General features: G+C 52.9%; 11 protein-coding genes. All 11 read right to left on the bottom strand.

The features are described from left to right. Nucleotides 1–11 precede the first annotated feature (11 nt). Entirely contained in the window at nt 12–1,454 is a 1,443-nt protein-coding gene (locus ACUTQ5_RS09650; protein ID WP_445651065.1) for a protein adenylyltransferase SelO, read from the bottom strand. Nucleotides 1,455–1,709: 255 nt separating this feature from the next. After that, nucleotides 1,710–2,447 carry an EAL domain-containing protein gene (locus tag ACUTQ5_RS09645; RefSeq protein ID WP_445651064.1) on the bottom strand — a complete coding sequence of 246 codons (738 nt, stop codon included), beginning with the start codon at nt 2,445–2,447 and terminating at the stop codon, nt 1,710–1,712. Nucleotides 2,448–2,999: 552 nt separating this feature from the next. Further along, the gene (locus ACUTQ5_RS09640) at nt 3,000–4,013 is read right to left on the bottom strand and encodes a lipoate--protein ligase A (protein WP_445651063.1); all 1,014 of its coding nucleotides are present in this window, start codon (nt 4,011–4,013) and stop codon (nt 3,000–3,002) included. 57 nt (nt 4,014–4,070) lie between these two features. Beyond that, the gene (locus tag ACUTQ5_RS09635) at nt 4,071–4,535 is read right to left on the bottom strand and encodes an NlpC/P60 family protein (protein ID WP_012144893.1); all 465 of its coding nucleotides are present in this window, start codon (nt 4,533–4,535) and stop codon (nt 4,071–4,073) included. A 170-nt stretch (nt 4,536–4,705) separates the two neighbouring features. Beyond that, nucleotides 4,706–5,098, bottom strand: a complete 393-nt coding sequence (gene arnF, locus ACUTQ5_RS09630; RefSeq protein ID WP_445651062.1) for a 4-amino-4-deoxy-L-arabinose-phosphoundecaprenol flippase subunit ArnF — start codon at nt 5,096–5,098, stop codon at nt 4,706–4,708. After that, complete coding sequence (gene arnE, locus ACUTQ5_RS09625; RefSeq protein WP_445651061.1) at nt 5,095–5,442, bottom strand: 4-amino-4-deoxy-L-arabinose-phosphoundecaprenol flippase subunit ArnE; 348 nt, start codon at nt 5,440–5,442, stop codon at nt 5,095–5,097. Before arnE ends, arnF begins: the two co-directional genes overlap by 4 nt. After that, complete coding sequence (arnT, locus tag ACUTQ5_RS09620; RefSeq protein WP_445651060.1) at nt 5,439–7,106, bottom strand: lipid IV(A) 4-amino-4-deoxy-L-arabinosyltransferase; 1,668 nt, start codon at nt 7,104–7,106, stop codon at nt 5,439–5,441. Before arnT ends, arnE begins: the two co-directional genes overlap by 4 nt. Continuing rightward, nucleotides 7,103–8,008, bottom strand: coding sequence for a 4-deoxy-4-formamido-L-arabinose-phosphoundecaprenol deformylase (gene arnD, locus ACUTQ5_RS09615; protein WP_445651059.1), 906 nt, complete (start codon nt 8,006–8,008; stop codon nt 7,103–7,105). Before arnD ends, arnT begins: the two co-directional genes overlap by 4 nt. Next, on the bottom strand, nt 8,005–9,987 hold the full coding sequence (arnA, locus tag ACUTQ5_RS09610) for a bifunctional UDP-4-amino-4-deoxy-L-arabinose formyltransferase/UDP-glucuronic acid oxidase ArnA (RefSeq protein WP_445651058.1): 1,983 nt from the start codon (nt 9,985–9,987) through the stop codon (nt 8,005–8,007). The genes arnD and arnA overlap by 4 nt, the downstream gene beginning before the upstream one ends. Next, nucleotides 9,987–10,967, bottom strand: a complete 981-nt coding sequence (gene arnC, locus ACUTQ5_RS09605) for an undecaprenyl-phosphate 4-deoxy-4-formamido-L-arabinose transferase (protein ID WP_445651057.1) — start codon at nt 10,965–10,967, stop codon at nt 9,987–9,989. Before arnC ends, arnA begins: the two co-directional genes overlap by 1 nt. Beyond that, on the bottom strand, nt 10,954–12,108 hold the full coding sequence (arnB, locus tag ACUTQ5_RS09600; RefSeq protein WP_445651056.1) for a UDP-4-amino-4-deoxy-L-arabinose aminotransferase: 1,155 nt from the start codon (nt 12,106–12,108) through the stop codon (nt 10,954–10,956). The genes arnC and arnB overlap by 14 nt, the downstream gene beginning before the upstream one ends. Between the last annotated feature and the right edge of the window lie 185 nt (nt 12,109–12,293).

Here is a 12,293-nt window from a genome sequence, read left to right as displayed (position 1 = left end):
TTCTTCATCAATCAGCTAGAGCAAGAAATCTCCAGATGTTTGCCCCAATCCGGCGGCAACGCGGCGAGATCGTCATACTCTGGGTTATCCGCAAACGGTGCCAGTAAAGCCTGATGCAGCCGCGCCAGCTTACTGACATCATCCTGTTCAGCACTTTCAATCGCCTGTTGCGCCAAATAGTTGCGCAGGATTAGCTTCGGATTCACCGCCTTCATTGCCTGCTGGCGCTGCGCGTCACTCACCTGTTCCTGCTGCAAACGCTGGCGGTATTGCTGATACCAGCCATCGAATGCGGCGCGATCGATAAATTCATCTCGCAGTGGCGACTGCGCCTGCTGCTGCTCCGTCTGGCTTAGCAAGCGGAATGTCCGGCTATAGTCCCGCCCCTCTTGCGCCATCAGACTCAGTAATCCGGTCAGCAAATCGTTATCCTGCTGCGACTGGGTGAAGAAGCCGAGCTTGGCCCTCATCTGTTCCCCATAGGCACGCATCAGGGCTGGTTCATAGGCCGCCAGCGCATTTTGCAGCTGCTCGGTGCTCATCAGCCCGGACAGGGTTTGCGCCAGGCGGTGAAGGTTCCACAGCGCCACCGCCGGCTGGTTATCATAGGCATAACGCCCCTGATGATCGGAATGGTTACAGATATAGTCGGGCTTATAATCGTCAAGGAAGCCGTACGGCCCATAATCGATGGTGATGCCCAGAATCGACATGTTATCGGTGTTCATCACGCCGTGAGCAAAACCGACAGTCTGCCAATGGGCGATGAGCCGGGCGGTGCGTTCGACCACATCGGTAAACCACAGCAGATAGCCATCGCTCTGATCTTTAAACTGCGGCCAGTGGCGGGCAATCACAAAATCAGCCAACTGCTGCACCTGCTCCGGCTGCTTACGGTAATAAAAATGTTCGAAATGACCGAAGCGCACGTGGCTTTCCGCTATGCGTAACAGCATCGCCCCACGCTCGGCCTGTTCGCGATAGACGGGCTGCTCGCTAGTCACTATGGTCAATGCACGCGTGGTTGGAATGCCCAGATGATGCAATGCCTCGGATGCCAGGAACTCACGGATCACCGAGCGCAGCACAGCACGGCCATCGCCCATACGTGAATACGGCGTCATACCGGCCCCTTTCAGATGCCAGTCCATGCTGCGGCCATCCGCCAGCCGTTGTTCACCCAGCAGAATGCCGCGGCCATCACCCAACTGCCCGGCCCAGATGCCGAACTGATGGCCGCTGTACACCTGTGCCAGCGGTCGCATACCCGGCAGCAGCGTTTCTCCCGCCCAAATCGGGGTTTTATCCTGGGTAAACCAACTCTCGTCCAGTCCCAACTCACGCGCCAGTGGCTCGCTGTGATACAGCAGGCGAGTGCCCTTTAACGGCGTGGGGTTCAATTCGGTATAAAAACCGGCTAATTGTTGTTGGTAAGCATTTTCAAACTGCGGCATAGGCCCTCCGTTCCACCTAGTGTAGAGCCTGAACGAAGGGATTAACACGGAAGAAATGCAGGGAGAACGCATCTGCCTGATACCAGGACAGATGCGAGTGGATTGGCTTTTATGTATGCCGATACGGCTTAAAAAACTTTTTGCGCTGATGAATAAAATACTTTATCAGCGAGAGATTGATAATGAATAACAGTACCGGGATAGCAACCACCTCATCCCGTCCATTATTGGAACCATTGTGTGTGTGCAGTACTCTCAATTATTGTTTTTGAACTCATCGGGTGTTACCCGTAACGCCGCCAAATTATCCACACCAACGCTGGGCCATAAAAAACCTTGCAGGCCAAAAATGCCGGCGTGTCTGAGCTTATTAAAATATTCCTTCCTCTCAATTCCCTCTACGATGACTCCCTTGCACAGCAGATTGATATTCTTTAATAGCGAGTCAATCACCACGTCATAACCCTGGTGGGTAAACAACTGCCAGTAAAAACGCTTATCGATTTTCACGTAGTCGAATAGACCATCATACAATGCGGTTAGCGTTGCCTGACCAGAACCAAAGTCGTCCAACCACAGTGAGAATTTCTCACTAAGCCGACGAATTTTTTCATTGTTTTTCCCCGCCGAAAGATTCGGAAAACCCTCGCTGATTTCAAAGGCGATAAATGACCATTGTCTGATCCGTTCGCACAATTGACCGTCAGCAAGAATCAAATCGGCCAGGGTTTCTTCGACATTAAGCGTCAACAATACCTCATTTTCAAAAAACCAGGCGGCATTCTGCTCCGCCAAACTCAATTGTTCATTAAATAACTCAATCCTTTGATCGGTGGACAATAAATTAATCCCAATGTCAGCCGGCATCGCCAAATCACCGTCCAGACTATCAAAGCGGCTCAGGATTTCCACCGCCAACAGCCTGCCCTCCATTGAGTAAACAGGTTGAAAAACATAGCTACTAATAAAGTCAGCTTCGAGTTGGATTTTCATTTCAATGCCATAGGCTGAATGGCGAAGCTCTCATCGTATATCAATATATTTTATCGATCAATCCCTCTGAGATTAATCGGAAATATCAATGCAGTCAGTCATGATTTATCATTTAATTGATAGATTAAAGCTATATTGGGCGAACGCAACGCGGATATAAAATCAATTTTTCTTAAGGCTACAACCGTCGCCCACGGCATGAATTTGAGAAATATTTAGCTTATGGGATAGGGTAATTCTGAAAATTTGACTTATCGACATTGTTTTAATTAAAGAAATTCCTACTCTACTTTAAATATCAAACCCGTATCTCTGGCCTATGTACAACGCAGTGAGCTTAACTGATTAAGTTTAATAACGCATCAATTCCTGGCGTTATTCCTTGCATTGAATCGGCAAAAAAATGCCCACCTTGATTTTCGGGTAAATATGCTATCTTAATGTTTTTGCTGCATTTTTTTTGAAAAAAGGATTGCGACATGGAAGAGAGGCAAACTTGTGACATAAAAAAGGGATGAGTTGCCTCATCCCGGAGCATTCAGGATCCGCACGTTATTTGATCGTTTCAAGCAACCATTGACGCAGTTCGGTTAATTCTGCGGCCTGTTCTGGGTACTGCACAATCAAAGCATCGCAACAATCAGCCAACGCCTCACTGCGATAGGTGCAGCCCACCAGCATCTCGGCCAACCGTTGCAACGGTGCCGGGTTGAGGCTGTCGGTAAAAATCTGCGCCCGGCAAATGGCGCCTTTTTCCACGTCAAAGAAGATATCTACCCCACCCCAGAAAAACCGCTCATTGAGCAGGTGACTGAACGCAGGCGCCTTGCCGAAATTCCATTCCCAGCTGCTTTGTTTGGCAAACTGAGCGGCAAAATCCGGCAAGTCGGGGTAAACATCGGGAGAAATGATTTCTGCTTTCGCAGTCTCACCACAATAGTCAAAGAACGCCTGAGTTATAGCCTCGCATACCTGCTGGTGGCTGATATCGGCCTTAAACTCCGCCAGATTGGCAACGCGAGAACGTACCGAGGTGATGCCCTTGGCCTGCAGCTTTTTAGGGTCCGGATTAAGGTAATCGGCCAGGCGATTGAGATCCGCGTTCAGCAACAGGGTGCCATGGTGGAACCCGCGATCCTGAGTTTCCCGGTAGGCCGAGCCGGAGATTTTACGCACGCCCTCTGCGGTCTCAATCACCAGATCATTGCGTCCCGATGCGCTGGCCGTAATGCCCAACTGAGCCAGAGCCTGCAGAATAATGCCGGTAGAGACGGTTTTATCGTAACCGGGTTTTCCCGCCATAAAGGTAAAACAGCTATTGCCCAAATCGTGGAATACCGCACCACCGCCGCTGCTGCGGCGTGCCAGACGAATACCGTCCTGCTCCATGCGGCGGGTGTTGCACTCTTTCCAGGGGTTTTGTGACTGACCAATGACCACGGTTTCGGCATTGCGCCACAAGAACAGAATTTTCTGCGTCGTCATTTCACGGAAGATGCACTCTTCCACGGCCAGATTGAACCAGGGATCGTAGGAATCGGAAATCAGCAGGCGTAAGTTACTCATGGCAGTCACCGTTAAGGATATGATACCGCCATGATACACCAAATCAAGAGGTTAGAACTAAATGCGCCGCGCCTGCCAGTAAACCTTCTTCCAGTATACGTTGTTCAGCGAGGAACGTATCACGCCGCGGCTGGTCGAGGCATGGATAAACTGATCGTTGGTGTCATAAATACCAACGTGCAAACCATTCTCACCACCACCGGTTTTGAAAAACACCAGATCACCTGGCATCAGCTCATCGCGCGAGACTTTGGTTCCCAGCGAGGTTTGCTCTTCAGTAGAGCGTGGTAATTGCATATCGAAACGATCGCTGAAGGTGCGATAAACAAACCCAGAGCAGTCGACGCCACCGCGGTCTAACCCGCCATAGCGATAAGGAGCGCCGTACCATTGACGCAGCTGTTCGTTTAACTGAGCGACAACCACAATCGAATCGGCCAATTTACCGCTCGGCGGCGGTGCATGGCTGCTACAACCGGCAAGAATTAAACTGGCTAATAAAAACCAAATACGCATCCGCATAATATCCCTTCATTGAACAGATTGCCGCTTCATGCCCCCGCAAAGCCTACCGCCTGCGAGGCAAAGCCGACACTAGCTAAGGAAAGCGCTATTTGGGGCTAATTTATCCCCCAGTGGGGGAAAAAGGCAAGCCTGGTGAAGGAGATAATCGAATTGACACCGCTTTTGCTCTACTGGGGCGTTTTTACCTTGGTCTGACTGTTAATCAGCCACACGCCAAAAAGGATAAACAGCGTGCCCAAGGTTTTCATCAGCGTGGCGGACTCATTAAACCAGGGCAGAAGCACCGCTGCCAGATAGACCAGCGCGTAGCTTACACTCAACAGAGGATAAGCACGGTTAAGTGGCAAATGGTGCAACGCGAAGAACCAGCACAGCATTGATAGTGCATAGCCGAAAATGCCGCCGCTGACCGTCAGTAACGGCAACCAGTACTGAATAAACAGGTTCAGTGTGACGTCGGCAAATGACATCAGTGGGATCTGGGCCATGCCCCACTTCATCAGCAACTGTGCCAGCGTGACTAGCAGCACGCTGGCCGCGCCCCAGGCATAGCCTCTCATGGATTGATACTCATCAGCAGGATCCCCAGCATGATTGAAGCCACTCCGTACCAATGGCGTGCGGTAGTGGGCTCATTAAACAGCCAGCGGGCGGCCAGCGTTACCAGTACAAAATTCAGGCTGAGCGCCGGATAGGCCAGGCTAAGCGGCAAACGTTGCAATACGTTAAGCCACACCGCCATGCCCAGCCCCAGCAACAAAACGGCCAGCGCCAACCAGCGCAGCGTTACCCCCCGTCTGACGTCGGGGGGTAACTGCCAGCTCAGAGCGGCCTGTTTCTGGCACAGCTGCCCACCACAGGTGAGCAGACTGACCACGACCACCAACAAATAGCCGACTATCATGGCTGCTGTTGGTACCAGAACAACGCCAGGCGGTTCATCACCTCGACCTTATCTGGCTTAGGCAGGTTTTGCTGATCAACGCTTTCTCCACGCGATAACTGCAACACCAGTGAGACATCCCCCTGCTTGCGCGCCTGCGCCAACCACTGCGGGAAATCACTGTCGCTGATGAAATGACTGCGCGCATCCGGATATTCCAAACCATAAGAAACCTCTCCCTTCTGGTTAAACATCAATACATCGCTGCGCTTCAACTCCCAGGCCAAACCTGCCGCCACGCCAACGCTGTCGGTCAGCACGTAGCGGCTATGGCCTAATTCAGCCATATTCACCCGGATAAAGTTTTGCGGCAGCTTGGAGTCGGTCACCTGTTGCGGAATGGCGTAACCAATCAACAGGCACAGCAGTAATGGACAAGCCGCTGCCCAGCTCCAACGTTGCGCATTGTTACGCACCGATACTACGGCAAACAATAACCAACCGGCAAAGGCGATAATGCCGATAACAATCTTCGGCCACTCCTGTGCGGTAAACAAATGCACTTTGGGTAACAGTCCGGAGCCCAGAACCACCAGCGCCAAGATGCCAATTAAGCCAAACAATCCGTTTAATACGGCGTTAACCTTGAATACCTTGCTGCGCAATGCCGCCACGCAATCTTCGGCATAGGCCGCCATCAGCAATGCCAGGGGGGCCATGCACGGCAGAATATAGGTCGGCAGCTTGCCCTTGGCGATGCTGAAGAAGATCAACGGCATCATGACCCAGCTAAGCAGGAAGAACAGTTCCGGGCGCAGAACGCGTTCCCGCCAGCCTTTGAGCAAGGATCCCGGCAGCAGCGCCAACCAGGGCAACACCGCCGCCATCAAAATCGGGATGTAATACCAGAACGGGGCTTTATGTTGCGCGTTGTCCTCGGCGAAACGTTGAATATGCTCCACCCAGAAGAAGTAGTTCCAGAAATCCGGCTCACGCTGTGCGATGGCCAGTGCCCAAGGCAAGCTCAACAGTACTGCCACCACGATAGCCACTGGGCCATAGATCAGCAGATCTTTAATTCGCCGTTGTTGAATGACAATCGGGATCACCGCGATCACCGGCACCGCCAGTGCCAGGAAGCCCTTGGTCATAAAGCCCATACCGCAGGCCAGCCCCAACAGCACGTAGGTGCCCAGCTTGCCTTTGGCCGTGGTCGCTTTCAGCGTCAGATAATAACTGACCATCGCGGCGGCCAGCCACAAGGAAATCATTGGGTCTAACACGCTGTAGGTGCCGATACTGAACACCAGAACCATCGACAGGAAAATCAACGTCGCCAGGCTGGCGCGGCGCGCATTGCGCCACATCAACATCGCCAGTGCAAATACCAGCAACGCCGTTATACCGGTACTGAATACCGAACCGAAACGTACCGCAAAGTTGGTATCGCCAAACAACCATTGGCTGATGTTATTGAACCAGTAGCCGGCCACCGGCTTTTCAAAATAACGCAGACCAAGCAAATTTGGCACTACCCAGTCGCCGCGTTGCAGCATTTCGCGGCTAATCTCGGCGTAGCGGGTTTCATCCGGTTGCCATAGCAGGCGACCGTTGAGCGGAATCAGGTAAACCAAAGAAAAAAAAATGGCCAACAAAATGGCCCATGATCCTTTTAGCGCCTTCATGAATCGTCCTTCACATCGGTTTGACAACCCAGCCAACCTTCGCGGCCAGGGAAAGAAGCACGCTCGACGCGGCCCAATGGCAATGACGCCAAATCTTGAGGCAACAGTGCGCTTAACGGACAGAATTCTATGCCCTGCCGTTGCGCCCGCTGCAGTAACTGCTCAAACATTGCGGCCTGTGACATGCCCTCCACTTCGGTATGAATGGTATACACCGGCACACCACAATCGTTTTCAATCGCCAGCAGAATATAATCGTTGAAGTCGCTCATACTGACTTCACTGCCAATCACCTCATCAAAGGTGGGCAACGTGACCGGGATCTGTACGGTTCCCAACCGACCATCGCTTAACACCGGACGGAAAGGATGGGTGCCACGGCAATCGCTGTTGTAGTGAAAACCAAAGCGCTGCTTCACTTCCAGCACCCGCGTATCGGCACGCCAACCGGCAACCGCCGAACATTTGACAGGCTGACCGGTACTGTTGGCCAACGCATCTACACCGAGCTGAACCTGCTGCATCAGTTGCGCTTCTGACCATCGGCCAACTTTGGCCTGCCAACCCTGGTGATCCCAGGCGTGCAGCCCCACTTCATGCCCAGCCTGGGCAGTCAGTTTCATCAACGGCCCCAGGGCACGGGCAATATTACGCCCCGGCCAGGCCGTGCCTGCCAGCAAAATATCCCAGCCGTACAGTGATGCGGCATTGGAGCGCAGCATTTTCCACAGGAATTTCGGACGTAAAAGGCGCCACAAATGGCGCCCCATATTGTCCGGTCCAACGCTGAAGAAGAAACTGGCCTGAATATTGTACTTGTCGAACAGCTCCAGCAACTGCGGCACCCCTTCCCGGGTGCCGCTGAAGGTATCTACGTCAACTCGCAGACCGACTTTCTTCATGCACCATCACCTTCCTGAACGGTCGTACGCAGGAAGTAATCCAACGTATCAGCGACGGTTTGCTGCATGGCGATGGTTGGCTGCCAATCCAGCAAGCGGCGAGCATTCTTGATGCTCGGCGTGCGGTGCTCAACGTCCTGATAGCCTTTACCGTAATAGCTGCTGCTTTCAACATCCTTGAAGCCGGCAAACGGCGGGAAACGCTCGCGCAGCGGATGGTTATTGAAGCTTTCGAGCAGCATTTCTGCCAATTCGCGAATGCTGGCTTCGTTGGTCGGGTTACCGATGTTAACGATCTGGCCATCGCACAGGCCATCACGGTTTTCGATAATGCGGAACAGCGCTTCGATACCGTCATTGATGTCGGTGAAGCAACGTTTTTGCGCCCCGCCGTCCATCAATTTAATTGGCGAACCTTCCACCAGGTTGAGGATCAACTGGGTAATGGCACGGGAAGAACCGATACGTGCGGCATCCAGGTTATCCAGGCGTGGGCCCATCCAGTTAAACGGACGGAACAGCGTGAACTTCAAGCCTTCTTTGGCACCGTAGGCCCAGATCACTCGATCCAGCAACTGCTTGGATACCGAGTAAATCCAGCGCTGTTTGTTGATCGGGCCGACAATCAGGCGTGAGTGGTCTTCGTCGAATTCCTTGTCGTCACACATGCCGTACACCTCGGAGGTGGACGGGAAGATAATGCGCTTGTTGTATTTCACGCAGTCGCGGACAATTTTCAAGTTTTCTTCGAAATCCAGCTCGAATACGCGCAGTGGGTTGCGGGTGTATTCAATCGGTGTGGCAATCGCCACCAGCGGCAGGATCACGTCACATTTTTTGATGTGGTACTCGATCCACTCGGAGTGGATGCTGATATCCCCTTCCACAAAATGGAAACGCGGGTTATCCAGGAAACGGCTGATGGCATCAGAACCGATATCCAGACCGTAGATATCGTAGCGGTCATCGCGCAGCAGGCGTTCGGTCAGGTGGTTACCGATAAAACCGTTCACGCCAAGGATCAGCACGCGGGTTCTGCGTTTCATCACTGCGTTTGGCTTGGCGGCCAGGCGCACGTCGGTGACGATACCCATTTCCTGCGCCAAACGGCTGCCTTGCACGTACAAACCGACATCGTTTTGGCCGGCCACAATTTCCAGCGCGCCTTCACCGCAGGCAATGATCAGCGGAGAGGTACTGAGCACGGTACCCGGTTGCTTGACGTGCTGGGTATCCAGCACACGGGCACGCCAAACAATCAGTTTACGCTGGCCAAGGTAGCTGAAAGCACCAGGGTAAGGTTCGGTCACGGCGCGAACCAGGTTGTTGATTTCCTGAGCGGACTTATGCCACAGAATTTCACCATCTGCCGCAGTGCGACGACCAAAATAACTGGCTTCGGCTTCGTTTTGCTTGGTGAATGAGGCAGTGCCGTTTTTCAGCTTCGGCAGTTGTTCTTTCAGCAGCGCCTGTGCCGCTTCCAGCACTTTTTTGTGCAGGCTCAGCGCGGTATCGTCAGCGGCAATCGCCACTTTGTGCTGGCCAACAATATCACCGGCATCCGGACGCTTAACCATTTTGTGCAGCGTGGCACCGGTTTCGGTTTCACCATTTACCAGCGCCCAGTTTACCGGTGCACGACCACGGTAATGCGGCAGCAGTGAGCCATGCAGATTGAAGCCGCCTTTTGGCGCCAGTGACAGCAGTTCTTCGCTCAACATATTGCGGTAATAGAATGAGAAAATAATGTCAGGCTGCATCTCACGGATACGTTCGATCCACAACGGGTGGTTAACGTCTTCCGGCGCATAAACCGGCAACTCCAATTCGGCCCCCGCACGGGCAACGGAGGAGAAAAAGTTGTTCTCACCAGGATCGTCGGTATGAGTGAATACCGCCTGAACCTCATAGCCCGCGTCAGTCAGCGCTTTCAGACCAGCGCAGCCAATATCATGGTAAGCAAATACGATAGCTTTCATTATTCTTCTTCCTGAGTATTGTGGTTCGGCTGTTCACCGACCACTTTCTGAACAAAATAACGGGGACGAGCACGAACGTCGGTATAGATGCGACCGATGTACTCTCCCAACAGGCCCATGCCGACAAATTGGGCGCCGATAAAGGTAAACAGCACGGCAAACAGGGTGAACACCCCGCCGCCCGACCATTCAGGTCCCATAATCAAACGCAGGGCGATCAACAGTACCGCCAGCACAAAACCGGACAGCGCCACCACACTGCCCACTACGCTGAGCAAACGCAGCGGTGTCGTGGTCAGGCAGGTGATCAGGTCATACATCAGGTTGATCAGCTTCATCAGGCTGTATTTGGAGTCGCCAAACTCGCGTTCCGCATGCAGCACATCAATTTCAGTGGTGCGGCGGGCAAAGGTATTCGCCAGAATGGGGATAAAGGTACTGCGTTCGTGGCAGTTCAACATCGCCTCGATAATATGGCGGCGATAGGCGCGTAGCATGCAGCCATAATCACCCATCGTTTTACCGGTGGCACGTTGGATCATCATATTGATGATGCGGGAAGCGCTTTTGCGGAACCAGGAATCCTGACGGTTGGCACGCACAGTGCCCACTACGTCGTAACCTTCTTCCGCCACTTTTACCAGACGCGGGATCTCTTCCGGCGGGTTTTGCAAATCGGCATCCAGCGTAATCACCAGATCGCCGCTTACCTGATTGAAACCGGCCATGATCGCCGAATGCTGCCCATAGTTACGGTTGAGCAACACGGCAATCACACAGCTGCCCGGCTGTTCGGCCGCGGCGGTCAGCATATCGGCAGAATTGTCGCTGCTGCCGTCATCGACCAGGATAATTTCATAAGGTTGGGTCAGTTGTTTACAGGCGGCGGTGGTACGTTCGAGCAAGGCAGGCAAACTTTCCTGCTCGTTATATACCGGGATCACCACCGAAACTTTTTTTATCAGTTCAACGCGAGACACGTAACGACTCCACAACAGAAGACAAGGCTTTAACCACGCGATCAACATCGGCGTCGGTCATATCAGGGAATAGCGGCAAGGTGCATAGACGTGCCGAGTTCCATTCGGTATTGGGCAAGGAAAGCTGCGGATAGCGATCACGATAAAACTTCTGGGTATGGGCGGCACGGAAATGCAGGCCAGTACCGATACCCACTTCTTTCAGGCGTTCCATCAACTGATCGCGATCGATACCGCAGCGTTCAGCGTCAACGCGCACCATAAACAAATGCCAGGCATGGTCGTGCGGATAATCAGGTAATCCCAACGGTAGGAAAGGCGAACCTTCCAGAGCCGTGAGGTAACGCTGCGCCAGTGCCTTGCGGCGAGCATTAAGCTGCGGCAAGCGGGCCAACTGCACCACGGCGATAGCCGCGTGGATATCGGAAAGATTATATTTGTAACCAGGCTCGACCACTTCGGCCTGCGGCTTGCGTCCCAGTTGCTGGCGATCAAAAGCATCAACGGCCAAGCCGTGGAATTTCAGACAGCGCAGGCGATCTGCCAATTCGTCGTCGTCGGTGGTGATCAGACCGCCTTCAGCACAGGTCAGGTTTTTAATCGCATGGAATGAGAATATTGCCGTGCCGCGAGCCCCCACCCATTCACCGTTGTAACGGGCACCCACCGCATGAGCAGCGTCTTCAATCAGAGGGAGATTGTGGTGCTTGGCCACCTCACGCAATGCATCCATCTGCAGCGGTGCGCCGGCGTAGTGCACCGGAACAATGGCTTTGGTTTTCGTCGTAATGGCGGCTTCAACATCACTGGCGCTGACCATCAGCGTATCGCGGTCAACGTCAATCATCACCGGCGTCGCGCCGAGTAATTCAATCATGTTGAGGGTAGAAACCCAGGTCTGGGAGGGGGTGATAACTTCGTCACCCGGGCCAATGTTCAACGCCATCAGGGTGATATGCATGCCCGCAGTAGCGGAACAGACGGCGATGGCGTGTTTACAGCCGAAGGTGGCACAGAACTCACTTTCCAACTGCTGATTTTGCGGCCCGGTGGTGATCCAGCCTGAGCGCAATACCTTTTCTACCGCCGCGATTTCTTCATCGCCAATCGCCGGGCGTGAGAAAGGTAAAAATTGATCCATAGTTAGCCCCAAACGTATCAAATTGCTTTAATGACACTTTAGACCTCTTTTATTTAACGAATATTAAACGCCAGAGAGAATCATTCCTGGTGGATTAACTGACAATGTACGGCCGCAAGCTTAACTAAACCTTAAGATGCGATTTATTATCAGCTAACCATCTGATCTGCGGGGGGTATCACTAA

Source organism: Serratia sp. NA_112.1, assembly GCF_052691715.1.
This window is presented reverse-complemented; position numbering and strand designations above follow the sequence as displayed.